Source organism: Planococcus maritimus, from assembly GCF_001592825.1.
GTDB lineage: Bacteria > Bacillota > Bacilli > Bacillales_A > Planococcaceae > Planococcus > Planococcus maritimus_C.
The window spans coordinates 435,295-460,405 of the sequence record NZ_LTZG01000001.1; the positions used below are offsets into that span (position 1 = coordinate 435,295).

Sequence of the window (25,111 nt, forward strand, 5' to 3'; positions counted from 1 at the left end):
TGCACCGGATTTTTTTATTGTTTGGCTTCCATTTCAATGAGCAAGTCGCCTGTTGAAATGCCGTCGCCCGCTGTTACATAGATGTCTTGGATTGTACCGTCGAATGGTGCTTGAACGGTGGTCTCCATCTTCATCGCTTCTGTGACCAGTAGGTGGTCGCCGCGTTTTACTTTCAAGCCTTTTTCACCAATTACTTTTAGGACCGTGCCAGGCATAGTCGCTGCAATATGGTTTTCTTTCGTCGGATCGGCTTTTGGTTTTGCTGCCGAATCGGTTTCAACTGTCATATCTTGAACACTTACTTCGCGCGGTTGGCCGTTTAATTCGAAATAGATGATGCGTGTACCATCTTTTTGTGGTTCGCCGATCGAAACAAGTTTAATCATCAAGGTCTTGCCTTTTTCGATCTCTACTTCGATTTCTTCGCTCAGACGCATTCCGTAAAGAAACGTTAATGTATCAAGGACCGATACATTCCCAAAAGTTTTGTACATCGTGCTGTACTCTTCGAACACTTTTGGATATAAGGCATAAGCCAATACCTCGTGGCTCGTCACTGGACGTTGCAGGCGTTCGAACAAGGTCTCACGGATCGCGTCAAAATCAGCAGGTTCGAGCAGTTCGCCCGGACGTACCGTAATTGGCTCGCGTTCTTTCAAGATCACTTTCTGCAATTGCTCCGGGAACCCGCCATGCGGTTGCCCAATATATCCCTCGAAGAACTCGATGACCGATTCAGGGAAATCGATATTCTCTCCGCGCGTCAGGACTGTTGTTTCATCCAATTCGTTCTGGACCATGAACAATGCCATGTCTCCTACGACTTTCGATGACGGTGTAACTTTTACAACGTCGCCAAACAACATGTTGACGCGGGAGTACATTTCCTTCACTTCTTCCCAGCGCATACCAAGGCCGACCGCTTTTGCCTGCTGTTGCAGGTTGCTGTACTGTCCGCCCGGCATTTCATGGACATAAATTTCGGAATGCGGACTGTTCATGCCACTCTCGAAATCACTGTAATATTTGCGAACATCTTCCCAATAATGAGACATGGTCTCAAGAGATTCAATATCCGCTCTGATTTTCCGCTTGCTGCCGCTCATCGCGTAATACAGCGAGTTGGCGCTAGGCTGTGATGTAAGACCCGCCATTGTGCCGAGTGCGGTATCGACGATGTCGACGCCAGCTTCAATCGCCTTGGAATACTGATAGATGCCATTGCCGCTTGTGTCATGCGTATGCAAGTGAATAGGTAAGGATACCGTGTCCTTCAATTCAGACACGAGACGGTAAGCAGCTTCTGGCTTTAATAGTCCAGCCATATCTTTGATCGCTAAAATGTGTGCGCCTGCTGCTTCGAGCTCTTTTGCCATATCTTTATAATATTGCACCGTGTATTTGTCACGGCTCGGATCAAGAATGTCTCCTGTATAGCAAATCGCCGCTTCTGCGACTTTTCCGGAGTTGCGGACTTCGTCAATTGCGACTTCCATTCCTTTGATCCAGTTCAGGCTGTCGAAAATGCGGAACACATCGATTCCGGCTTCAGCCGATGTCCGGGCAAATTCACGGATGACATTGTCTGGGTAGTTCTTATACCCAACTGCATTAGCTCCACGGAATAACATTTGGAACAATACATTTGGAATGTCTTCACGCAATTTGATGAGGCGTTGCCACGGATCTTCTTTCAAGAAACGATAAGATACGTCAAATGTTGCCCCGCCCCACATCTCCATCGAAAACAAATCGCTTTGCAAACGAGCTGTTTCTTTCGCGACGGCAAACATATCGTGTGAGCGCATCCGTGTTGCGAGAAGCGACTGATGGGCATCACGCAAAGTTGTATCCGTCAGCAACACGTCCTCTTGCTCAAGAATCCACTTCGACAAGCCTTCAGGGCCACGCTCATCAAGGATTTGCTTTGTACCGGCTGGAACTTCCGTGATGATGTCGATTTCTGGTTTACGCGGCGCTGGGTGGATCGGTTTCTTTTTCTGTTCGATGCCTGGGAATCCGTTTACGGTTACATTGCCAATATAGCTAAGCAATTTCGTCCCACGGTCTTGGCGCACAGGGAACTTGAACAATTCCGGCGTGCTATCGATGAAGCTTGTGTCAAAATCACCACTGATGAAATTTTGATGTTTTACGACATTTTCAAGAAACGGAATATTGGTTTTGATGCCGCGGATGCGGAATTCCTGCAAATTGCGGTCCATTTTCGCTGCCGCTTCTTTAAATGTGGTGGCCCAAGTGGACACTTTCACGAGCAATGAGTCGTAAAACGGGGAAATAACAGCTCCCTGGAAGCCGTTCCCTGCATCCAAACGTACGCCAAATCCACCGCCTGAACGATAAACCATCAGCTTTCCGGCATCCGGCATAAAATCATTTAACGGATCTTCTGTCGTCACACGCGACTGAATCGCGAAGCCGAACAACGGAATATCTTGTTGTTGGGGGATGGCAATTGTTTCACTGTGCAACATATGCCCACGGGCGATATGGATTTGCGCGTGAACGATGTCGATGCCTGTTACCATCTCGGTAATCGTGTGTTCCACTTGGATGCGGGGATTTACTTCGATAAAGTAAAATTCCTCTCCCGCGACCAAAAATTCGACGGTACCGGCATTTATGTAATCGATGTTTTTCATTAGTTTAACAGCAGCCTCGCAAATCTCATTGCGTAGAGCGTTGCTGATCGAGTTGGACGGTGCGATTTCCACGACCTTCTGGTGGCGCCGCTGGATCGAACAATCCCGCTCATACAAGTGGACGACATTGCCTTCAGCATCGCCCAAAATTTGCACTTCGATATGCTTTGGCTTATCGACAAATTTCTCTACATACATCTCGTCGGAACCAAAAGCCGCTTTCGCTTCTGATTTCGCACGCTCGTAGGAAGAAGCGAGTTCATTTGCATCTTTGACGATGCGCATGCCGCGTCCGCCTCCGCCAAGTGACGCTTTGATCATTAATGGGAATCCGGCTTGTTCAGCGAATGCTTCCACTTCTGCCAGCGATTCGACCGGTCCATCCGTTCCTGGAATGACCGGGATGCCTGCAGCAATTGCTTGCTCACGGGCCTTGACTTTATCCCCGAACATATCGAGATGTCTGGATGTCGGGCCAATGAATACGATGCCTTCTTCTTCACAGCGCCGAGCGAAATGAACATTTTCGGATAAGAATCCGTACCCTGGATGAATAGCGTCCACTCCTGAATCTTTGGCAATGCGAATGATGTCTTCAATGTCCAAATAAGCATCAATCGGCTTTTTGCCCTTGCCGACTAAATACGATTCGTCAGCTTTGTAACGATGAAACGAACCGCTGTCTTCTTGCGAATAAATCGCAACTGTCCGAAGATTCAGTTCTGTACAGGCGCGGAAGATCCGAATGGCAATTTCTCCGCGGTTGGCTACTAAGATCTTGTTAATCTCTTTCACTCCGACGCACACCCTTTACTTTTTCGTTTTTTCGTATTTATTGAACATGGAAACATTCATTAATACTCCCATAGCTAACGATAACAAAATTACGGAAGTTCCGCCATAGCTGATAAATGGAAGTGTTACCCCAGTTAAAGGAATAATGCCCGAAAGTCCGCCCAGATTGACGAACGATTGGATGCCGATCATGCTGGCAACACCTGCTGCAAGCATGCGCGCAAGCGGGTCGTTAGTGGTCATTGCAATCCACAATCCACGCAGCACCACAAAGCCTAGACCGCCAATCACGACGACAACACCGAGAACCCCGAGTTCTTCCGCGATGACCGACATGATGAAATCGGTGTGGGGCTCCGGCAAATAGCCAAGCTTTTGGATCGACTGGCCAAGACCAAGACCGCTAAGCCCTCCTGAACCGATGGCTAAATAGCCGTTGACAATTTGAAAGCCGAAACCAAGTTCGTCGGAAAATGGGTTGAAAAACGCATCAATGCGTCCCATCCGCTTTTCCGTAAAAATAATGTCCTGAGCGAACAACATCATGGGTACGATGACAATGGCAGTGGCGGTGATGACAATGCCCGCCAATTTGACGAACGGCTTCAAGCGCACGCCAGATGCTGCCATAACAGACAATCCGACTGCCCCGATGATAACCATGGAACCAAGGTCGGGTTCGAAAAACACCAAAATCAACACAGCTGTCAAGATAATGACTGGCGGGATAATCGATTCGTTTAGTTTGTTGATGGAGCCGTTTCGGTATTTATTGGAAAATACTCCAGCCAAATAAAAGATTAAGCCCACTTTGGCGACTTCCGACGGCTGAATATTGGCGAAACCTAGGCTGATCCAACTTTTTGCTCCCCCTGCTGCAAAGCCGATAAAGTGCACCAGAATAAGACCCGTAAAGATTACTGCGAGCACGGTGGCCATCATCCATTTTTTCTTGAAATGCTTGTACGGGAATACAGCGGCAATCAAGAACACGGGATAAGCAATGGCCAAATTAAGTAATTGCTGTTTGTAAAAGCGGGATGGGGGATCGTTATAATAATTGACAGACCAGGCCATGCTGGCAGAGTAAATCATGATCAGCCCAAAGATTGTCAGGACTAGATAGGCAAAGAGAAGCGGGTAGTCTATGTACTTGCCGTATTTCTTGATGTAGGATTTCATTGTTTTTATACCTCATTCAATTGGATTCATTAGTAAAAAAACTCAAACTGGAATCGTTTGAGTTTTAGGTCATTTATTTGTATACGCATCGTGGAGGATGGACAGTTTCTTCTCCAGCGTATCCATTAAATTTTTACCGGTCTCACGTTCGATCAAGCCGAGTTTGACGGCAAAATCAATTTCCCGTGATAAGCCAAACATTTGCGTATCAAGAACTTCTTCATATAAAGGGCAGGAAGGCAAAGTCAGATGATCCATCTGCACCTTGATCAATTGCTCAATTTTCTCTGCATCAGCTTTAAGGAGTTCCAGCGCTTTTTCTTGATAAGTCTGTTCTTCTGTATGTTCCATGAGGACTCCCCCATCACTCGTATTTCTGCTCCATTAGCCTGTTTAAAGTGTATCTTTTACGCTGTTAAATTGCAAGTCTCTCATCAAAGGGATTAAACCCTTTGGGAATTGTGGCCAAACAGTTATACTGAAGAAGAGAGATACTATAATGGAGGGTTTGTTTATGGAATTCATCATACCGTTTAAAGGGAAAGTCACATACAAATTAACTTTGGATCCTACCGTGTGGATTTTTGACGACCGCAAATTGGATCTGCGGACTTTCTTCACCGAAGAGCATGTTGACAAAGACGAGCTTGAAGAATATAAACGCGGGATGGGCGAACATTGGTCACGCGAAATTATGGAAGGCGCCACTGTACCGCCGACCTTGAACTCTGAGAAAAAGTACAAGCGCCAGGAAAAACAAGACATGTTGACGGGAACTTTCGGCATGCGCTTCCAACCATTCCTCGAGAATGCAGAGCCAGCTAGCAGCGCATCGAAAGTCGTGTTCGAAACCGCTTCAGGCGAACACGATTTCCCGATCGAAGATGCCAAGCAATTGATTTTCAAATTCAGCCAAGACGGGAAACCGCTTCGTGATGATGGTCCGGTCCATATCCTATTGCCGGATGGCTCGAATATCGATCAGCCGATTACCCACGTCTCTGCGATTAGGGTCGAATAGGAGGGATAGCTATGCGTGTTCAATGTGTCATTTGCGATAAGATTGAAGAACTAGAAGATGATACTTTGCAAGCCAAACGGCTGCGTAATCGCCCAATTCATACCCATATGTGCGAAGGCTGCCACGACCGTATCACTAAACGCACCGAAGAACGGCTGGCGACTGGCCGGTTTCATTTTTTCCGCAGCTCCCGCAGCATTGAGGATGATTTCTGATGAAAATTCTTAAAGGATTGTGGATTGGTTTCTGGAGCGGCCTCATTCTTGGCTTATTAATGAAATGGATGCAGGCTGTGACCGGCATTCAAAATTATGAATTATTATTGAATATCGACTTCATCCCGCTGCTCAATCAAGTGAACTGGTCAGAGCTGATGGAGTTCGTTTTTCACTTAATCATCTCGTTGGTGATTGGCATTGTCTATGTGTATATTGCCAAACGGCGAAGCTATACGTTCGGCCAATTGACCATTATCAGTTTGGTACTGACCCTGCCCACCTACTTTCTGTTTTTCCCGCTCTCTATGCTCGCCGTAGAAGCCGACGTGCCGGAACCGACGGATGTAGGGGCATTTCTTTACTGGATATTGGCACAACTGACGTACGCTCTATTATTGCCCATACTTTATAAAACATTTGAACGCAAAAACGCTGCTTCTCAATGAGAAGCAGCGTTTTCGCGTTTTTCGCGCCATAGGCGGATTTTGTAAAGGATGAGAATCAATGCGGCAATAACCAAGCCTTCGACAACAGGCAGGAAAAAGGCTAAGAATGTCAGCCCTAATCCACCCGCAGCCAAAAACAAGATAATGACAACATTTTTTCCGATCGATAGTTTCTTGGCAAAGCCCAGTTTGTAAACCAGTGCCGATAACAGGAAGATGACTGCGAACAGTGCATATCCCGCCATTTCATAACTCGGCAAGTTTTGATAAAGAACACGGGCTACCGGATACATATTTTCATAGACAAAAGCCTGCTCGTCCACGGATTATACATCCTTCCAGTTGTTTATTCTTCGATGGCAACTTTCTTTTTCTTCGCCATGCGCTCGCGCTCGTTTTTGTCGAGAATTTTCTTGCGCAAACGGATCGATTGAGGAGTGATTTCACAGTACTCATCATCGTTCAAGTATTCAAGTGCTTCTTCAAGGCTCATCAAACGCGCTTTTTTCATCGTCGTCGTCTGGTCTTTGTTGGCTGAACGGATGTTAGTCGCCGCTTTGATCTTAACGATGTTAACTGTCAAGTCGTTGTCGCGGTTATGTTCACCAACGATCATGCCTTCATAGATTTCAGTTCCGACTTCAACAAATGAAGTTCCGCGATCTTCGATGCCCATCAAGCCATAAGTTGAAGATTTTCCGCGTTCCATAGAGACGAGAACGCCTTGGCGACGGCCGCCTACGCGTCCTGATGCAACTGGCTGGTAGCTATCGAATGTGTGGTTAATGATTCCGTAACCACGTGTTTGCGTGAGGAATTCAGTTGTGTAACCGATCAAGCCACGGGCAGGTACATTGAATACCAAACGGACTTGTCCGCTTCCGTTGTTGATCATATCTAGCATTTCACCTTTACGTTCACCGAGTGATTCGATGATCGCACCTGTGTATTCTTCAGGAACATCCACTTGAACGCGTTCAACCGGTTCGCAGCGGACGCCATCCACCATGCGGACAATAACTTCAGGTTTAGACACTTGAAGCTCGAAACCTTCACGACGCATGTTTTCAATCAAGATTGATAGATGCAGTTCGCCGCGGCCCGAAACGACCCATGCATCTGGAGAATCCGTTGGGTCAACGCGCAAGGAAACATCTGTCTCTAATTGTGCATCCAAACGCTCCTGGATTTTTCTTGATGTAATGAATTTACCTTCTTTACCGGCGAACGGGCTGTTATTGACAAGGAATGTCATTTGCAGCGTCGGCTCGTCGATACGTAGAATTGGCAAGGCTTCCTGGTGATCTTGCGGACATACCGTCTCACCGACGTTGATATCTTCTAGACCAGAGATTGCGATCAAATCGCCAGCTTCGGCTTTTTGGATCTCAATGCGCTTCAAGCCCATAAATCCGTGGATTTTCGTAATGCGGAAGTTTTTAACAGATCCATCTAATTTCATCAAAGAGACCGATTGTCCAACTTCAATAGTTCCGCGGAATACACGGCCGATACCGATACGCCCGACGTAGTCGTTGTAATCCAGAAGTGCCACTTGGAATTGAAGTGGTTCTTCACGGTTGTCGATCGGTGCCGGTACGTGGTCCATGATGGCATCGTAGATAACCTGCATGTTTTCTTCTTGGTCAGCTGGGTCAGATGAAAGACTTGCAGTTCCGTTCATGCCTGATGCGAAAATAACCGGGAATTCCAGTTGGTCATCGTTTGCTTCAAGTTCGATGAACAATTCGATGACTTCATCGACAACTTCATCTGGACGCGCAAAATCGCGGTCGATTTTGTTGACGACTACAATCGGCTTGAGGTTTTGCTCAAGCGCTTTTTTCAAGACAAAGCGTGTCTGTGGCATACAGCCTTCGTACGCATCGACAACGAGTAATACGCCATCAACCATTTTCATGATGCGCTCCACTTCGCCGCCGAAATCAGCGTGTCCAGGAGTATCCAAAATGTTGATTTTAGCGTCTTTATATTGAATCGCGGTGTTTTTCGCTAGGATTGTAATTCCGCGTTCTCTTTCAATGTCGTTTGAGTCCATCGCCCGCTCATCAACATGTTCATTCGATCGGAAGATTCCTGATTGCTGAAGCAACTGATCCACTAATGTCGTTTTGCCGTGGTCAACGTGTGCGATAATTGCAATGTTGCGTAAATCGTTTCTAAGGTTAGTCATACTTTCACTCCAATATTCTTTTTTCGAGCCTATAACTGTGCTAGTATAGCACATATAGGGGAAAAACCCTACGATTTTATTTTCTTGTACGCAGGAGGTTAGATGGTATGAAAGAAGCGATCATAGAATCATGGCATAATATAAAATGGATTTTTGTCCTATTTTCACTGGCAGCAATCGGAGCGATGGTGCTCATTGGGGTCGCAGTGGCACTTCGCAGCGTAGTCGGCGTGTTTCTCTCCATCCTGTTGTTATTGGCTATCATGGGTTTTGGATTCAAACGAAAAAAAGAAATGCGCGATGCAGGCGCATTGTAAACGAAGAAAAGAGGCCGGGATTTTCCGGCCTCTTTTTTCGATTCATGCTTTGGGTTTCGGTTTAATGTAATCTTGCAGTAATTTCCCATGAATGGATGGATTGGCTGCTATGAAGGTGTCTGATTTCAACAAGTTTGCTGCTTCGCCTGAAAAATTACTGGCGACAGCGCCAACTTCCTTCGCCATGACCATTCCTCCTGCAATATCCCAAGGCGACAGCCTCATGGAAATATAGGCATCGAGGCGCCCGCTTGCCAAGTACGCCAACTCGAGTGCCGCAGAACCATAAGAACGCATGCCGCGCGCTTCATGGACGAGGCGGATCGTCGCTTCATGCTCCACATGGCGGTTCGGTGTCGCCCACATGGAGTTCATGCCGATGATCGACTCACTGATGTCTGTATCCTTTAGCATTGGCAGCCGTTCATCGTTATAATAAGCCCCGCCGCCTGCTACTGCGTGATAGAGGTCGTCGTTGACAACGTCATAAATATAGCCGAGCTTTCCGATGCCATCTTCATAGATGCCAAGCGAGATGGCGAAATTGCGCCGTTGATGCACGAAATTCATCGTGCCATCAATCGGATCAAGCATCCATACCGTGCCGCTTAACTCTTCAATCTTGTCCCCGAATCCTTCTTCGCCAAAAACGCGGTGACCCGGAAAATCTTTGCGGATATGTTCAATGAAGAATTTCTCCACTTCCTTATCGACATTGGTCACCAAATCGTTCGCGTGAGCTTTCGTATCTACCGAAATGTCACTCAGAAACGAATTGCGTATCCGGTGCCCCGCTTCTTTGATCATTGATTTTATGTAACGGTCCATTGCATGCTGGTCCATATGAGTTCCCCCTTATTTCTTTTTAGTATAACGAAAAAAGCATCCACTGTCTTTAGCCAGTAGATGCTTCTACGGTATGGTCGTTTGTTTACAATGCATGAAGAGCCTCCAGTTCTACTTGTATTTCTGCCAGCCGTTTTTTGCTCTTGTCTTTTTGGCTGTCGTCATTTTGCTGCATGGCATCATACAAGGTGGCCAATTCGTAATCAAGTTCCAGCTTCAAGGTGTTGATGTACTCTTTTTCTACATCCGCTTTTCGGATAATCTGTATCATCTGTTTCATAGCGAGCCCCCCCCTTCCCCCATAATCGGAATATTCCGATTGTGATGTTTATTACACATCTTTACCCCCTTTTTCGCAACTGAAAACTTATTTATATTCATTCTTCCCAAACTTCGTTAAAATAAATGTGTTGATTAGTTAAGGAGGGAATGTCCGTGAATCCATACTGGACTGAACAAGATTTCGAAGTATTTGAAACTCCAGGGCTCGAAGCACGCATGGAAGCATTGAAAGCTTATGTGCGGCCGAAGTTCGAAGCATTGGGGCAAGATTTTTCCGCTTATTTCTCCGGAGAAACTGGAGATGAATTTTTTCCACATGTCGCAAAGCATATGCGTCGGACCGTTAATCCGCCAAATGACAGCTGGGTAGCATTTGCGCCGTACAAACGCGGCTATAAAGCTGTACCTCATTTCCAAATTGGCCTATGGGAAAGCCATGTGTTTGTTATTCTCGCTGTTATCTACGAAGCTCCCGGAAAAGCAGCCATGGCAAATAAACTGATCTCAACTCAAGCTTTAGCTGAATTGCCATCCGACTTTGTGATGTCAGGCGATCATATGAAGCCCGAAGCCAATAGTATTGCTTCGCTCGGTGAAGAAGGTGTCGATAAATTGCTTTCACGCCTGCGCGACGTAAAAAAAGGCGAATTGGTAATCGGCAAACATCTATCGCGTTCTGACGCTGCCGAACTGGACCAAGACGGATTCTATGCCTTCGCAGAAGAAACCTTCCGAGAACTACTCCCGGTTTACCGGAATTTGCTTTTAGCCCATGAAAAAACCGCCGTTCGCTGAACGGCGGTTTTTTCTATCGTTTCATGCGAATCAAGTCGTCACCTGAAGCTTCCTTCATTTTCTTAACAACTTGGAAGCTGACATAGCCGCTTTCCTCTTCGAACTCACGGAAGTATGTTTTTTCTTCTGCCATCGATGGCACCACTTTTTTGAACTTGCGGTATTTGTCCATCAGTTCTTGACGGTTGATGCCTTTTTCATAAGTTTTTTCTATCGCTTCAAAAAATTCTACAACATCGACGATTTCATCAGTCGTCCAATCGATAGAAAATGGATATGAGTATTCCATTACTGTCACCTGCTTTCTTTCGATATTCCCCAACGAGTGCGGATTTCTTCTGCTTGTTGAATCATCCGGTCAAACAATTGCTGTACGGTCGGCACATCCCGGATCAACCCGGTCACTTGTCCCGCCCAGCCGAAACCTTGCTCTTGTTCGCCGTCATAGATATAGCGTTTATTGGCAGATCCACTAATATAATCTTTCAGCGCTTCATAACTTGGCGTCTTTTTCTCGATCTCTAGAATTCGGTCCGTCCATGTATTCGACAAAGTACGGGCTGGCGCGCCAATGCTGCGCTTAATAATTACTGTATCGTTTTCCGTGCTGTCAATCAACTGCTGCTTATATAGTGGAGATGCGTGAATGCATTCTTGTGTTGCAATGAAACGCGTACCCATTTCGATTCCTTCTGCTCCTAACGCATGTGCAGCCATCCAGCCGCGGCCGTCACCAATGCCTCCCGATGCGATTACGGGAATGGATACTGCATCGACCACTTGGGGGATCAAGACCATTGTCCCGACGTCATCACGCCCGAGATGCCCCCCACCTTCATGACCGACCACCATGACGGCGTCCGCCCCGAGCTTTTCCGCTTTTTCCGCTTGCCGCCTGGCTGCGACCAACACTAGCTTCTTAATATCAGTGCCTTCCAATTGCTCGAAAATTGGTGTCGGATTGCCACCTGTCATCGACACCACCGGCACATGTTCTTCGATCGCGACGTCCAGCATATGTGAAAACGCTCGGCCATGCTCTCCGATAGCGAAGTTTACACCGAACGGCCGGTCCGTTAACGTCTTTACTTTGCGAATCTCTGCCCGTAATTCATCGGGACCCGGTAGACTCATCGCTGTAATCTGGCCCAATCCCCCGGCATTCGAGACTGCTGCTGCTAAATCAGCATAAGCCAAATAAGCGAGGCCGCCTTGAATGATTGGATAGTCGATGCCGAGTAGTTCTGTAATTCTCGTTTGAAACGCCATAATCCCACTCCTTTTCGTTGTTCTCTCCTTGTATATTCGCTTCCTTTCCAAAATTTCCTGTTGATCGCTTCTACCTTATGTCAGAGTGCTGAAAATAAGTCAGACATCTGCACTATATGTATAGTAACGCAGAGACTTGCATGCTATAATTTTTCTTGTTTTCATTTTGAAAAAGTGAGGTGCACGTCCCATTGTCACAACTCGAAACACCGCTCTTTGATGCCTTATTGAAGCATCGAAATCGGCATCCCATACAATTTCACATTCCCGGCCATAAAAAAGGGCAAGGAGTCGATCCCGCTTTTCGGGAATTTGTCGGCGATAATATTTTGTCTATCGACTTAATCAATATAGCACCACTCGATGACCTCCATTCCCCAAAAGGCGCTATTAAACAAGCGCAAGAGCTGGCAGCAAAAGCCTTCGGGGCTGACCATACCTTTTTCTCGGTCCAAGGAACGAGCGGCGCCATCATGACAATGATCTTGAGCGTTGTCGGACCAAACGATAAAATCCTGGTCCCGCGCAATGTCCATAAATCGATCATGTCGGCCATCGTTTTTGCCGGCGCTATTCCTGTCTTCATCCATCCGGAAGTCGATCCGGAATTAGGAATTTCCCACGGCATTTCACCTGAATCTGTCGAAAAAGCTTTAATTGAATACCCTGATGCCAAAGCTGTGCTCGTCATCAACCCAACTTATTTTGGTGTAGCGGCAGACTTGAAGCGCATTGTCGATGTTGCGCATAGCAAGTCCATTCCCGTGCTCGTCGATGAGGCACACGGCGTTCATATCCATTTCCATAAATCGCTGCCGGTTTCCGCTATGGCAGCGGGCGCGGACATGGCAGCCACATCTGTCCATAAATTAGGCGGCTCTATGACACAAAGCTCCGTACTAAATGTGCGTGAAGGCTTGGTGTCGCCAAAGCGCGTACAGGCGACTCTGTCGATGCTTACGACGACATCGACTTCTTATCCGATTCTGGCCTCACTTGATACTGCGCGACGCCAACTTGCCATCCACGGATTTGACTTGATCGATCAAACCATCCGCCTGGCACAGGATGCACGTAAACGAATCAATAAGATTCCTCATCTTGTATGTGTTGGAAAAGAATTGCTCAATTCTTCTGCCACTTACGATATGGACCCGACCAAATTATTGATCAGTGTCAAAAACCTTGGCATTACTGGCCATCAAGCGGAAGAATGGCTGCGCGAGAATGCCAATATCGAAATCGAGCTGTCCGATTTGTACAACATCCTATGCCTGGTCACGCTTGGCGACAGCCGCAAAGAAATCAATTTGCTTGTAAATGCCTTGCAGCGCATGAGTGAAGCTCTGGAGACAGAACAGGCGGTGTCGGAACCTGTCGTCTTATTACCAGAGATTCCACGTTTGGCTATGACGCCGCGTGATGCTTTTTATGCAGAGACTGAAATTATACCGATCGATGATGCAGTCGGCCGCATTTCTGCCGAGTTTATTATGGTTTATCCTCCAGGCATTCCAATATTTATTCCAGGAGAGATCATTACCGAGGAAAACATTTCCTATATCCATACCAACGTCAAAGCAGGTTTGCCCGTGCAAGGGCCGGAAGATGATTCACTTCAAACTCTACATGTCATCAAAGAACATCATGCATTCCGCTAATGGTATATAACAAAAAAGGTTCCAGCGCAAATTGCGCCGGAACCTTTTTTACGATTAGATCCCTTCTATTTCGTTCGGATCTACAAATTCATACCCTTTTTTACGCAGCCCTTCAATAATTTGTGGCAAGGCTTCATTGGTCCACTCCCTGTCATGCATCAGCAAATTTCCGCCGTTATTGAGTTCAGGGGCATTAACCATAATGTCTGTCAACGCGTCAGTTTCCATATAGCCTTGCATATAATCATAGCCGTAAGTCCAGTTCATGCGTACCATGCCTTGTTCTTGAACGAGAGCTTTACTAAACTCGGTATTGACGCCAAAAGGAGCACGGAAAAATTTCGGTGCCTCTCCGATGATTGCCTCAACACGGTCGTTTAGCAACAAGATTTCTTCTTGCTGGACGCTTTCTGTAGACTGCTTCAAATTCACATGGGTATTCGTATGATTGCCGATTGCGAAGCCCATGTCGTGAATTTCAGACAAGTTCTCTTGTTCTTCTTCAGTATCTAGGAAATGCCCATTGACGAAAAAAATAGCGGGGACATCGAGTTCTTTCAAGGTCTTGGCCATCTCCAAAGCATATGTATCCGGTGCATCATCGATCGTGATCAACACCGCTTGTTCGTTCGCATCGCCAATCGCTTCAACTTTCGAGTTTTGAGGATTGATGCGGTAACGTGGTTTGGCAGCCTGCTCGCTGGCTTCTTCCGACTCTTGCTCCTCAGCGTTTTCTTGCTCTTCTATTTGTGCTGAATCCTTTTGTTCGCTTGCGGATTCGGATGCGACATCTTCCTCAATTTCTGTTGGTGTTGCTTCATCTTGTGCTGGATCTACCGGTTCCTGTGCAGTTTCATCGGAACACGCCCCGAGTAAAAATACCGTACATGCCGACAGCAGCCAATTTCGTTTTTTCATAACCAACCTCCTTGTGTAAAATTTTAACATAGTATCGATGTATAAGGCATAGAAAAAAGGACCGCTTTTCGCGGTCCTTTTACAGTTAATTATTTGATAATGTGAATTGGCGTACCTAGAGCTACTTCTGCCGCTTCCATTGTAATCTCAGCCAATGTCGGGTGAGCGTGGATCGTCATTGCGATGTCTTCCACAGTCATGCCCGCTTCGATTGCCAAGCCAATTTCCGCAACCATGTCAGAAGCGCCCGCTCCGACGATTTGTCCACCTAGCAACAAACCATCTTCTTTACGGGATACCAATTTCACAAAGCCTTCAGAAGAGTTCAATGACAAAGCACGGCCGTTTGCGCCAAACGGGAATTTCGCTGCTGTCACTTCAAAACCTTCTTCTTTAGCTTGTTCTTCCGTCAGACCAACACTTGCAAGTTCAGGGTCTGTAAAGCAAACCGCCGGAATCGCCATGTAGTCAACTTCTGATTTTTCACCAGCAATCGCTTCAGCAGCAACTTTGCCTTCGTAAGATGCTTTGTGAGCCAATTGAAGACCAGCGACAATATCACCGATTGCATAAATGTTCGGGATGCTTGTACGGCATTGCTTATCAACTTCGATAAGCCCGCGCTCGCCCATTTTGATGTTGAGCTCTTCAAGGCCCATTTCATCTGTGTTCGGACGGCGACCGACAGTCACCAATACGTAGTCTGCGTCGATTGTTTTCTCTTCGCCGCCTGCTTCGTATGAAACCGAAACGCCTGAATCTGATTCTTCTACACCTTTAGCAGATGCTTTTGTGATGACTTCAACGCCTTTTTTCTTCAAGCCTTTTTTGACGATTGACGTCATTTGCTTTTCAAATCCAGCGAGAATGTCTGGTGCGCCTTCAAGGATTGTTACTTCAGAACCCATATTGGCATAGGCCGTTCCAAGCTCAGTTCCGATATAGCCGCCGCCGATGACGAGCAGTTTTTTCGGTACTTCTTTCAAAGCCAATGCGCCAGACGAATCGATCACGCGCTCTGAATACTTGAATGTTGGAATTTCAACTGGGCGTGAACCCGTTGCAATAATCGCGTTTTTGAACTTATACGTTTGAGCAGAATCCGCGTCCATGATGCGGACAGTGTTTTCGTCTACGAAATATGCTTCGCCGCGGACGATTTCCACTTTATTGCCTTTTAGCAAGGATTCAACGCCGCCAGTCAATTTCTTAACGACGCTGTCTTTGAACGATTGAGCTTTTTCGAAGTTCAAAGAAACTTCTTTTGCCACGATGCCCATATCATCAGAATGCTGGGCTTCTTCAAAACGGTGGCCGACAGAGATCATCGCTTTTGAAGGGATACAGCCGACGTTCAAACAAACGCCGCCGATGTATTCTTTCTCAACGATGGTCACTTTTTGGCCAGTCTGTGCTGCACGGATAGCTGCGACATAGCCGCCAGGGCCTGAGCCGATGACGAGCGTGTCTGTTTCGATTGGGAAATCTCCTACTACCATAAGTTTTACGCCTCCATTAATAGTAATTCTGGTTCACTTAACAAACGCTTAATGTGATTTAATGCATGTTGTGCAGTTGCTCCGTCGATCATGCGGTGATCGAAGCTCAATGACAATGCTAACACAGGAGCTGCTACAATTTCACCATTTTTTACTACCGGTTTTTCGGCAATGCGCCCGATGCCCAAAATGGCAACTTCCGGATGGTTAATGACTGGTGTAAACCATTGGCCGCCTGCAGATCCGATGTTTGTAATCGAGCATGAAGCGCCTTTCATTTCAGCAGATGACAATTTGCCATCGCGCGCTTTTGTTGCAAGCTGGTTAATTTCATCAGATACAGAGAACACGGATTTACGGTCTGCATGCTTGATGACCGGAACGAGCAATCCTTTATCTGTATCAGCGGCAATTCCGATATTGTAGTAATGTTTTTGGATCACTTCACCGGTTTCGTCGTCGAACGATGTGTTCAGCGCTGGGAATTCACGCAATGTGCTGACTAAAGCTTTAACGACATACGGCAAGTACGTCAGCTTGATGTCTTTTTCGGCAGCGATGTCTTTGAATTTTTTACGGTGTGCGACGAGTTCAGTAACATCGACTTCGTCCATCAACGCAACGTGAGGAGCGGTATGCTTCGAATGCACCATTGCTTTGGCGATGGCTTTGCGCATACCGGACATTTTTTCGCGAGTTTCTGGGAATTCGCCTTCTGGAGCAGCTGCGGCTGCTGGCGCTTCTTTTGTTTCTGCTGTTTCTTGTGAAGCTGTTTCCTGTTCTGCTGCCGGCGCTTCTTGCTCCTGGCCGCCTTCTAAGAACGCCTCGATGTCTTGTTTCATAATGCGTCCGTTGTCGCCAGAGCCTTTGACTTTCTTAATGTCGACTTCTTTTTCACGTGCAAATTTGCGCACCGATGGCATCGCGATGACGCGTTTGTTCGGATCGCTGTCTGCTTCATCAGCTTGTGGCTGATCGCCAGCACCGGTTTCACCTTGTGCTTTGCTTTCAGGAGCTGCTTCTTTTTCGACATTTTCGCCAGATTCAGCTGTTCCTGATTGAACCTGCTCTTCTGTCTCTTCCTGCTTTTCCTCTTTTTTTGCTTCAGGGGCAGGTTTTTCTTCGTCGTCTTTTCCGCCTTTGAAGTGAACATCATCCGCATCTGGAGAATCGATTTTTACGAGTACGTCTCCAACGACTGCAACCGTTCCTTCATCGACGAGTACTTCCTCGATAGTTCCTGAAACAGGAGACGGGATTTCTACAACTGCTTTATCATTCTGCACTTCACATAGAATATCGTCTTCTTCGATCGTGTCTCCGGCCTTGATAAACCATTTTACTATTTCACCTTCGTGGATACCTTCACCGATATCCGGCAATCGAAATTCAAAAGCCATTCTAGTCACCCTTTCTATTGTACGTTCGATATGGCAAGCCATATCAAATGCTGCTATTTCATCATGATTCAGCCCAGGATCCGATTACCGGAAGCCAGCTGGGCTGAATACAGACTGTTTTTCTGCTTAATGCTAAGTAAGGGAAATTTTCTCCCCATTACCGGGCTATTAGAAATTCAATACTTTGTTCGCTGTTTCTACTATATCCTTTGCATTCGGCAGCCAAACTTGCTCCGCTTGCGAGAATGGGAAAACAGAGTCCGGTGCTGTGACACGGAGTACTGGAGCTTCTAAGCTCAAGATCGCGCGGTCGTTAATTTCAGCTACGACGTTCGCTGCAATGCCAGCTTGTTTTTGAGCTTCTTGCACTACGATTGCACGGTTTGTTTTTTCAACAGATGCAATGATCGCTTCGATATCAAGTGGCTGGACTGTGCGCAAGTCAACAACTTCCACTGAATGTCCGTCTTTTTCTAACTCTTCTGCTGCTTTCATGCTTTCCTGCACCATTGCACCGTAAGTGATGATGGAAAGGTCTGTTCCTTCACGTTTCACGTCAGCTTTGCCGAGTGGAATTGTGTATTCTTCTTCCGGTACTTCTTGGCGGAATGAACGATACAATTTCATATGCTCCAAGAAAATGACCGGATCGTTGTCACGAATTGCTGAAATCAACAAGCCTTTTGCATCGTATGGTGTAGACGGAATGACTACTTTCAAGCCAGGCTGTGAAGTCATCAATCCTTCAAGTGAATCAGCGTGCATTTCCGGTGTGTGCACGCCACCGCCGAATGGTGAACGAATCGTTACAGGAGATGTCAATGTGCCGCCGCTGCGGTAGCGCATACGTGCCATTTGGCCACTGATGGAGTCCATGACTTCAAACACAAAGCCGAAAAATTGGATTTCTGGTACTGGGCGATAGCCTTGAAGCGCCAGGCCGATAGCAAGCCCGCCGATTCCTGATTCAGCAAGAGGTGTATCGAATACACGGTCTTCGCCGAATTCTTTTTGCAAACCTTCAGTTGCGCGGAATACACCGCCGTTATTACCTACGTCTTCACCGAAAACCAGAACATTTTCATCATTTTTCATTTCTGTTTTCAGAGCGTCCGTAATCGCTTGGATCATCGTCATTTGTGCCATGGCTTACTTCGACTCCTTTGCTTTATAGATATCGAGCTGTTCTTGTACATTAAATGGAACTTCTTCATACATGATTCCGAGAAGGTCAGAAACTTTTTGTTTCGGCGTGCCATCTGCTTCTTTGATCGCCGCTTTGATTTCTTCTTTTGCTTTCTCGATTACTTCGTTTTCTTTTTCTTCATTCCACAAGCCTTTTGCTTCAAGGAATTTGCGGAAACGCACGAGTGGATCTTTCTTTTCCCATTCGCTGTCGATGTCTGAAGTACGGTAGCGCGTCGGGTCATCCCCTGCCATTGTGTGCGGTCCGTAGCGGTAGCACATCGTTTCAATCAATGTCGGTCCTTCGCCTTTGACTGCGCGCTCGCGTGCATCGCGAGTGACCGCGTATACCGCTAGTGGGTCCATGCCATCTACAAGCACTCCTGGAATCCCTGCAGATACGGCTTTTTGTGCGATCGTTTTAGCTGAAGTCTGTAGTTCGCGTGGTGTAGAGATCGCGAATTGGTTGTTTTGTACAATGAAGATTGCTGGTGCGCGGAATGCGCCGGCAAAGTTAATACCTTCATAGAAATCACCTTGTGAAGATCCGCCGTCACCTGTGTATGTGACTGCGACTGCTTCTTTTTTACGTTTCTGCATACCCAAAGCCACGCCTGCTGCTTGGATAAATTGTGCGCCAATGATAATTTGCGGAGGCAAAATGTTCAAGCCTTCAGCCATTTGGTTCCCTTTAAAGTGTCCACGGGAGAACAAGAAAGCCTGGTGCAATGGCCATCCGTGCCAGATCAATTGTGGTACATCGCGGTAGCCCGGCAAGATGAAATCATCTTTTTCCAACGCGAAATGAGAAGCCAATTGAGATGCTTCTTGCCCTGCTGTTGGTGCGTAGAACCCGAGACGCCCTTGGCGGTTCAATGAAATGGAGCGTTGATCCAAAATACGCGTGTAAACCATACGTTTCATCAACTCTTCCAATTGCTCATCGGATAAATTCGGATCGTAATCCTTATTAACAATTTCGCCTTCTTCGTTCAATACTTGAACCATTTCGAACTTTTCTTCGATCGCTTGAAGTGTTTCCACCGGATCGAATTGCTGATTCTTTTTCGCAGCCATAAAAGCAACTCTCCTTTATCTGTATTAAAATTTTAACACTAGCTTAGTGATACAATCGCCACATTCTTTTTTAGTATACGCCACCACAATATTACGGTCAATCATTGAAGAACATTACAATATACGTGTATACCCGTTTTTATAAATCTTAAAAATCTTCCCAACTGTACTATACGAAAATAGCTAACTGTATTATAATACAATGCGTTCTGACATCGCTTTTATAGCACAGAAAAAAGCAGCCTGTCCGGCTGCTCATTCGTTTTCAGCATTCATTTTTTCAATGGTTTCGTTTTTCAATTCATTAAACTGTTCTGTTTGTTCGTTGAAAGCTGTTACTGCCTGTTGTACCAGTTCATTTTGTTCGTTTACTTCATCTGTTTTCTCCTGCAGCGTTGCAAGGTCCATCTCTTCTTCAGCTACCATGGCGTATAATTCTTTCTGTCGTTCGACCAGAGCCTGATAAGCGTCAGTAAATTCTCCGTGTTTCGCGAAACGTTCGTCCATTTGTGCTTTCAACGCTTCAAGATCTGCTCGTAGCGTTTCATCTTCCGTCTCTTCGATCAATTGGCCAATTTCCGTAAATTCTTCAGCTGCCCCTTTCATCGATTCACGTTCCGTAGCCAATAGTTCAAGCCTCTCATCGGCAGAAGCAATGGCTTCCTGAGATTTTTCTTCCACTTCCGCCTGCTGTTCTTTAGTCAATGCCATAATCGATTCAAACAGTTCTTGCTCGTTCTGTTCGCGACTCTGCAATTCACTTTGCACTTCCCGGTAATCCGCTTCCTCTTCGAAAGTCGCTTCTAATATTTCGTTCAGTTGTTGCTCAGTCGACTCGCCCGAACAAGCCGTTAGAAAGAGCGTGCCGGTCAAAACCGTGGCGATGGCTATTTTCTTCACATTAAAGTCCCCCTTGATTTCCATGAATTAACTATAGAATGATTATCGGCAAAATACAATGATAGGAAGAGCTTTTTCTTTTTTCAAAAATGCAATCATGCGCTACAATAAGATGTACTAGCGAGCAGCATGAAAGGATGAACACACGTGATTTTGATGAATGACATTGTCCGTGAAGGACACCCTGCACTCCGCCAAAAAGCAGAAGAGGTTAAACTTCCACTTTCCGAAGAAGACCGTAAGCTTGGCGAAGAGCTATTAGAATATGTAAAAAACAGCCAAGATGATGAGCTGGTTGATAAATACGATTTGCGCCCAGGCGTTGGCATCGCCGCACCTCAAATTAATGTCTCCAAACGGATATTCGCTCTGCATTTCGACGAGCATTCCGGTGAAAACTTGAGCCTCGTTGCAGTCAATCCAAAAATCGTTAGCCATTCAGTCGAAAAAGCCTATTTATCAAGCGGCGAAGGCTGTTTGTCCGTTGACCGTTCGGTTCCGGGATATGTACCGCGTTACGCACGCATTACGGTCAAGGGTTATACGCTTTCCGGCGAAGCGTTCAAAATGCGTTTAAAAGGATTGCCTGCTATCGCTTTCCAACATGAACTTGATCATTTGAACGGCATCATGTTCTACGACCACATCAACCCGAAAGATCCGTTCCAGGAAGTAGAAAATGGCTCGGCTATCGACCTCCAAGCAGAAGCAGCAGAATGACGAAACCCCGCCCCATATTGGGCGGGGTTTTATGGTGATCTTGAAATTTTTACATCCGTAGCATTTTTAGCGGCTAAGTCCGAGAAACTCAAATGCGCTGGCTAGTCCGCCTTCATCAACATGCCCTGTGACATGATTTGCGCGTTTCTTGGTTTCTTCATGCCCATTAGCCATCGCAACGCTGTAGCCCGCAATTTCCATCATTTGAAGATCGTTCAAACCATCACCGAATGCAATCGTGTCTTCGAGTCGATGGCCGGTCGAGCGGATCAATTTCTTGATTCCTTCTGCCTTACTGCCGCCTTTAGGCAGGATATCGCATGATACTCGATGCCAGCGCACAAAATCCACATTGTGAAATTCTTCGTGGTATTGGCTTTCTTCATGTTCTTCGCAGAAGACCAATGCCTGATAAACGTCGTTTGTGCGGTAAAATTCTTTATCCTTCTCAGGATGCGGGAGCTTCAAACTTGTGATGCTTTCGTCAATGTCCGGGTGGAAATCGATAGACGATACCATCTTGTGCTCATTCAAGAATACCAAAGGATGGTCCCGTTCTTCTGCAAAAGCCAACACTTTCCCTAAAGTCTCCGCGCCGATCGCCTGTTTGTGCACCGCTTTGTTTTCATAAGCGATGTATTGGCCATTGAATGTGATGTACGTATCAATTGCTAATTCCTCCAGCAGTGATCCAATCATAAACGGCGCTCGGCCCGTTGCGATAGCCAGGTGATGACCGTTTGCGCGCGCTGCATTCAAGGCTTTTTTCGTAGCATCCGGCAACTGCTTGTTCGTATCTAGCAAGGTACCGTCGATATCCAATAATAATAATTTCGACATATTCTTATCTCCAATCTTTTGGGGCAATTCTTGATGCACCCTCTTTTCTTTTGTCAGAAAAAACAGTATACTATACATGAGGAGTGGTGGGCCATGCTGAAACGGTTGAAACGCAGACTACTCAGACAGCTCAACGGCATTATGAATAAAAAGAAGATAGCATAAGGTTTGTTTCAGCCCTTCTTAATAAATAGGAGGGCTATTCTTTATTTTAAAACAATGACATGATAATATAAAGAAAGTGCATTTATATTGAACGTGGAAAAAGGAGAGCAAAATATGATTTTTAAAGTATATTACCAAGAAAACCGTCTTGAAGTACCAGTTCGTGAAAACACAAAAAGTTTATACGTAGAAGCTTCCACCGAGCGGGAAGTCCGTTACCACCTGAAGGACCGCAACTTCAACATCGAGCTTGTCCAGCTTTTAGAAGGCCAGCATCTCGAATATGAACAAGCTTCCCAAGATTATCAAGTGGAGTCTATCGACGCCTAATGAAATTCGTAAAAAATGACCAAACAGCTGTTTTCGCACTCGGCGGACTGGGCGAAATCGGCAAAAACACTTATGGCGTGCAATTCCAGGATGAAATCATCCTTATTGACGCCGGCATTAAATTCCCGGAAGACGATCTGCTCGGAATCGATTACGTCATTCCGGATTACACTTACTTAGTCAAAAATGCCGATAAAATTAAAGGCCTTTTCGTTACCCATGGCCATGAAGACCATATCGGCGGCATCCCTTACTTGCTCAAGCAAGTAAACATGCCGGTTTATGGCGGTAAGCTGGCACTTGGCTTATTGCGCAAAAAATTAGAAGAGCATGGTTTGCTGCGTCAGACGAAGATGATTGAAATCGAAGAGGAAGATGTCATTAAATTCCGTAAAACTTCGGTCAGTTTCTTCCGCACGACCCATAGTATCCCAGATTCATTCGGTGTGGTTGTCAAAACCCCACCCGGAAGCATCGTTCACACGGGCGATTTCAAATTCGATTTCACTCCAGTTGGCGAACCGGCCAATTTGTTGAAAATGGCTCAAATCGGAAGCGAAGGTGTATTGTGCCTATTATCTGACTCGACCAACGCAGAAATTCCGAACTTCACCATGTCCGAACGCAAAGTCGGCGAAACCATCAAAGATATTATGAGAAAAGTTGAAGGACGTTTAATTTTTGCGACCTTTGCTTCCAATATTTATCGCTTGCAGCAAGTAACCGATGAAGCTGTACGTCAGGGCCGCAAAATTGCTGTCTTCGGACGCAGCATGGATAATGCCATGACGATCGGCCGTGAACTCGGCTATATCACAGCACCTGAAGATGCATTTATCGATACGCAAACTTTAAACCGTATGCCAGCTGATAAAGTTGTCATTCTCTGCACAGGTTCACAGGGCGAACCGATGGCGGCGTTGTCACGTATCGCTAACGGAACACACCGCCAAATCCAGATCCAACCAAATGACACAGTGGTCTTCTCGTCTTCCCCGATTCCGGGTAACACGAGCAGTGTCAACCGCACAATCAACCTATTGTTCCGAGCGGGGGCTGATGTCATTCATGGTTCATTGAACGACATCCATACTTCCGGCCACGGTTCACAAGAAGAAAACAAATTGATGCTTCGCTTGATCAAGCCAAAATATTTCATGCCGATCCACGGCGAGTACCGCATGCAGGCTCAACACGCAGAACTTGCTGTAGACTGCGACGTTCCGCGCGAAAACACCTTCATCATGGAAAATGGTGATGTTTTGGCACTCGGTCAAAACGAAGCTTCTGTTGCTGGCCGCATTCCTTCCGGCGATGTTTACATCGACGGCAGCGGAATTGGCGACATTGGCAATATCGTGCTTCGCGACCGCCGCGTCCTATCTGAAGAAGGGCTCGTCATCGTCGTTGTCAGCGTCGATAAGAAAAAGAGCCGCATGGTCTCAGGGCCTGACCTCATTTCGCGCGGCTTCGTTTACATGCGCGAGTCCGGTACGATGATTTACGAAGCACAACAAATGCTTAACCGTCACTTAAATAAAAAAATCCACAGTAAAAATACTGACTGGGCTGAATTAAAAACCGAAATTTCAGATGTTCTTGGACCGTATCTCTATGAAAAAACGAAACGCCGTCCAATGATTCTCCCAGTCATTATGGAAGTATAAAAAAAGAAGCCCTCAGCGGCTTCTTTTTTTTGTCCTATTAGTTCATGACTTTCTTTTCGAAACGGTTGATGTCGGCATCAGATCCAATGATGATCAGAACATCCTCCCGTTCGATTTCCATATCCGCTGGTGGAGACACAATGATGTCGTCCCCTCTTTTAATCGCAACAATATTAATCCCGTATTTGGCGCGAATATCCAACTCGATCAATGTGTACCCGGAGAGTTTTTCGTTAGCTTTGATTTCCATGATCGAATGCTCATCGGATAACTCCAAATAATCGAGCACGTTATTCGATAAAATGCTGTGGGCAATTCGGATGCCCATGTCGCGCTCTGGGTGTACGACTTTGTCCGCCCCAATTTTATGCAATACTTTGGCATGGTAATCGTTTTGAGCTTTCACCGTAATTTTTTTCACGCCGATTTCTTTCAACATGAGTGTCGTCAGAATACTGGCTTGAATGTTTTCACCAATTGCGACGATGACCTGTTCAAAATTCCGGACCCCGAGGGATTTCAACACCGATTCGTCTGTTGTATCGGCAACGACCGCTTGTGTGGCAATCGAGGCGAATTCGTCCACCCGCTCATGGTCTTTATCGATGGCCATGACGTCTGCGCCTTGTTCGATCAATTCACGGACGATGCTTCCGCCAAAACGCCCTAAGCCTATTACCACGAATTCCTTTTTCATGTCTATCCCCCATCTTCTTGTTTG

At 46.3% G+C, this 25,111-nt stretch carries 26 protein-coding genes; 9 read left to right on the forward strand and 17 right to left on the reverse strand.

What is annotated here, in order from left to right; translation table 11 throughout:
* Positions 1 to 14: 14 nt before the first annotated feature.
* The 3 genes from pyc to AY633_RS02250 all read right to left on the reverse strand — a co-directional run bounded on the left by pyc (position 15) and on the right by AY633_RS02250 (position 4,991).
* The gene (pyc, locus tag AY633_RS02240) at positions 15 to 3,458 is read right to left on the reverse strand and encodes a pyruvate carboxylase (RefSeq protein ID WP_068486117.1); all 3,444 of its coding nucleotides are present in this window, start codon (positions 3,456 to 3,458) and stop codon (positions 15 to 17) included.
* A 15-nt stretch (positions 3,459 to 3,473) separates the two neighbouring features.
* Positions 3,474 to 4,640, reverse strand: coding sequence for an FtsW/RodA/SpoVE family cell cycle protein (locus AY633_RS02245; protein WP_068486119.1), 1,167 nt, complete (start codon positions 4,638 to 4,640; stop codon positions 3,474 to 3,476).
* Positions 4,641 to 4,709: 69 nt separating this feature from the next.
* Positions 4,710 to 4,991, reverse strand: a complete 282-nt coding sequence (locus tag AY633_RS02250; protein WP_058383475.1) for a YlaN family protein — start codon at positions 4,989 to 4,991, stop codon at positions 4,710 to 4,712.
* A gap of 163 nt (positions 4,992 to 5,154) precedes the next feature.
* Here AY633_RS02250 and AY633_RS02255 point away from each other — a divergent pair, with 163 nt between their 5' ends.
* From AY633_RS02255 to AY633_RS02265, 3 genes are read left to right on the forward strand one after another with little or no spacing between them, the layout of a single operon-like run.
* A complete protein-coding gene (locus AY633_RS02255) occupies positions 5,155 to 5,661 on the forward strand; it encodes a hypothetical protein (protein ID WP_068486121.1) in 507 nt (168 codons plus the stop codon).
* Between the two features lie 11 nt (positions 5,662 to 5,672).
* On the forward strand, positions 5,673 to 5,876 hold the full coding sequence (locus AY633_RS02260; RefSeq protein WP_068486123.1) for a YlaI family protein: 204 nt from the start codon (positions 5,673 to 5,675) through the stop codon (positions 5,874 to 5,876).
* Positions 5,876 to 6,325 carry a hypothetical protein gene (locus AY633_RS02265; RefSeq protein WP_068486125.1) on the forward strand — a complete coding sequence of 150 codons (450 nt, stop codon included), beginning with the start codon at positions 5,876 to 5,878 and terminating at the stop codon, positions 6,323 to 6,325. The genes AY633_RS02260 and AY633_RS02265 overlap by 1 nt, the downstream gene beginning before the upstream one ends.
* On the opposite strand, the gene AY633_RS02270 is transcribed toward AY633_RS02265, so the two are convergent.
* Together AY633_RS02270 and typA are read right to left on the reverse strand one after the other, a co-directional pair.
* Positions 6,319 to 6,648 carry a YlaH-like family protein gene (locus AY633_RS02270; protein ID WP_068486128.1) on the reverse strand — a complete coding sequence of 110 codons (330 nt, stop codon included), beginning with the start codon at positions 6,646 to 6,648 and terminating at the stop codon, positions 6,319 to 6,321. The genes AY633_RS02265 and AY633_RS02270 overlap by 7 nt on opposite strands.
* Positions 6,649 to 6,671: 23 nt before the next feature.
* Positions 6,672 to 8,519: a translational GTPase TypA gene (typA, locus tag AY633_RS02275; protein ID WP_068486130.1), complete on the reverse strand. Its 1,848-nt coding sequence runs from the start codon at positions 8,517 to 8,519 to the stop codon at positions 6,672 to 6,674.
* A 107-nt stretch (positions 8,520 to 8,626) separates the two neighbouring features.
* On the opposite strand from typA, the gene AY633_RS02280 reads away from it, so the two are divergent.
* A complete protein-coding gene (locus AY633_RS02280; protein ID WP_068486132.1) occupies positions 8,627 to 8,836 on the forward strand; it encodes a YlaF family protein in 210 nt (69 codons plus the stop codon).
* Between the two features lie 42 nt (positions 8,837 to 8,878).
* On the opposite strand, the gene AY633_RS02285 is transcribed toward AY633_RS02280, so the two are convergent.
* A complete protein-coding gene (locus tag AY633_RS02285) occupies positions 8,879 to 9,679 on the reverse strand; it encodes an inositol monophosphatase family protein (protein WP_068486134.1) in 801 nt (266 codons plus the stop codon).
* 88 nt (positions 9,680 to 9,767) lie between these two features.
* Positions 9,768 to 9,962 (reverse strand): hypothetical protein, encoded by a 195-nt coding sequence (locus tag AY633_RS02290; RefSeq protein ID WP_068486136.1) that lies wholly within the window; start codon positions 9,960 to 9,962, stop codon positions 9,768 to 9,770.
* 149 nt (positions 9,963 to 10,111) lie between these two features.
* Here AY633_RS02290 and AY633_RS02295 point away from each other — a divergent pair, with 149 nt between their 5' ends.
* Complete coding sequence (locus AY633_RS02295) at positions 10,112 to 10,759, forward strand: YktB family protein (RefSeq protein ID WP_068486138.1); 648 nt, start codon at positions 10,112 to 10,114, stop codon at positions 10,757 to 10,759.
* A gap of 13 nt (positions 10,760 to 10,772) precedes the next feature.
* On the opposite strand, the gene AY633_RS02300 is transcribed toward AY633_RS02295, so the two are convergent.
* Positions 10,773 to 11,048: a UPF0223 family protein gene (locus AY633_RS02300; protein WP_068486140.1), complete on the reverse strand. Its 276-nt coding sequence runs from the start codon at positions 11,046 to 11,048 to the stop codon at positions 10,773 to 10,775.
* Between the two features lie 5 nt (positions 11,049 to 11,053).
* Positions 11,054 to 12,028 carry an NAD(P)H-dependent flavin oxidoreductase gene (locus AY633_RS02305; RefSeq protein ID WP_068486142.1) on the reverse strand — a complete coding sequence of 325 codons (975 nt, stop codon included), beginning with the start codon at positions 12,026 to 12,028 and terminating at the stop codon, positions 11,054 to 11,056.
* Positions 12,029 to 12,219: 191 nt separating this feature from the next.
* Here AY633_RS02305 and AY633_RS02310 point away from each other — a divergent pair, with 191 nt between their 5' ends.
* A complete protein-coding gene (locus AY633_RS02310; RefSeq protein WP_068486144.1) occupies positions 12,220 to 13,689 on the forward strand; it encodes an aminotransferase class I/II-fold pyridoxal phosphate-dependent enzyme in 1,470 nt (489 codons plus the stop codon).
* Positions 13,690 to 13,743: 54 nt separating this feature from the next.
* Here AY633_RS02310 and AY633_RS02315 read toward each other — a convergent pair whose 3' ends face one another.
* The 6 genes from AY633_RS02315 to AY633_RS02340 all read right to left on the reverse strand — a co-directional run bounded on the left by AY633_RS02315 (position 13,744) and on the right by AY633_RS02340 (position 20,668).
* Entirely contained in the window at positions 13,744 to 14,607 is an 864-nt protein-coding gene (locus AY633_RS02315) for a polysaccharide deacetylase family protein (RefSeq protein ID WP_068486146.1), read from the reverse strand.
* 89 nt (positions 14,608 to 14,696) lie between these two features.
* Entirely contained in the window at positions 14,697 to 16,106 is a 1,410-nt protein-coding gene (gene lpdA / locus AY633_RS02320; protein WP_068463054.1) for a dihydrolipoyl dehydrogenase, read from the reverse strand.
* A gap of 5 nt (positions 16,107 to 16,111) precedes the next feature.
* Positions 16,112 to 17,506: a dihydrolipoamide acetyltransferase family protein gene (locus AY633_RS02325; RefSeq protein ID WP_068486148.1), complete on the reverse strand. Its 1,395-nt coding sequence runs from the start codon at positions 17,504 to 17,506 to the stop codon at positions 16,112 to 16,114.
* A gap of 168 nt (positions 17,507 to 17,674) precedes the next feature.
* On the reverse strand, positions 17,675 to 18,652 hold the full coding sequence (locus AY633_RS02330; protein WP_068486150.1) for an alpha-ketoacid dehydrogenase subunit beta: 978 nt from the start codon (positions 18,650 to 18,652) through the stop codon (positions 17,675 to 17,677).
* A gap of 3 nt (positions 18,653 to 18,655) precedes the next feature.
* Positions 18,656 to 19,768: a pyruvate dehydrogenase (acetyl-transferring) E1 component subunit alpha gene (pdhA, locus tag AY633_RS02335; RefSeq protein ID WP_068463057.1), complete on the reverse strand. Its 1,113-nt coding sequence runs from the start codon at positions 19,766 to 19,768 to the stop codon at positions 18,656 to 18,658.
* Positions 19,769 to 20,023: 255 nt separating this feature from the next.
* Positions 20,024 to 20,668, reverse strand: a complete 645-nt coding sequence (locus tag AY633_RS02340) for a YkyA family protein (protein ID WP_068486153.1) — start codon at positions 20,666 to 20,668, stop codon at positions 20,024 to 20,026.
* A 147-nt stretch (positions 20,669 to 20,815) separates the two neighbouring features.
* Between AY633_RS02340 and def the strand changes: the two genes are divergently transcribed.
* Entirely contained in the window at positions 20,816 to 21,388 is a 573-nt protein-coding gene (def, locus tag AY633_RS02345; protein ID WP_068486154.1) for a peptide deformylase, read from the forward strand.
* Positions 21,389 to 21,454: 66 nt separating this feature from the next.
* On the opposite strand, the gene AY633_RS02350 is transcribed toward def, so the two are convergent.
* Positions 21,455 to 22,228 (reverse strand): Cof-type HAD-IIB family hydrolase, encoded by a 774-nt coding sequence (locus AY633_RS02350; protein ID WP_068486157.1) that lies wholly within the window; start codon positions 22,226 to 22,228, stop codon positions 21,455 to 21,457.
* A gap of 279 nt (positions 22,229 to 22,507) precedes the next feature.
* On the opposite strand from AY633_RS02350, the gene AY633_RS02355 reads away from it, so the two are divergent.
* Both AY633_RS02355 and rnjA read left to right on the forward strand, forming a co-directional pair.
* Positions 22,508 to 22,723, forward strand: coding sequence for a DNA-dependent RNA polymerase subunit epsilon (locus tag AY633_RS02355; protein ID WP_068463064.1), 216 nt, complete (start codon positions 22,508 to 22,510; stop codon positions 22,721 to 22,723).
* Entirely contained in the window at positions 22,723 to 24,390 is a 1,668-nt protein-coding gene (gene rnjA, locus AY633_RS02360) for a ribonuclease J1 (protein ID WP_068463065.1), read from the forward strand. The genes AY633_RS02355 and rnjA overlap by 1 nt, the downstream gene beginning before the upstream one ends.
* Positions 24,391 to 24,427: 37 nt before the next feature.
* Here rnjA and AY633_RS02365 read toward each other — a convergent pair whose 3' ends face one another.
* Positions 24,428 to 25,087, reverse strand: a complete 660-nt coding sequence (locus tag AY633_RS02365) for a potassium channel family protein (RefSeq protein ID WP_068463067.1) — start codon at positions 25,085 to 25,087, stop codon at positions 24,428 to 24,430.
* Between the last annotated feature and the right edge of the window lie 24 nt (positions 25,088 to 25,111).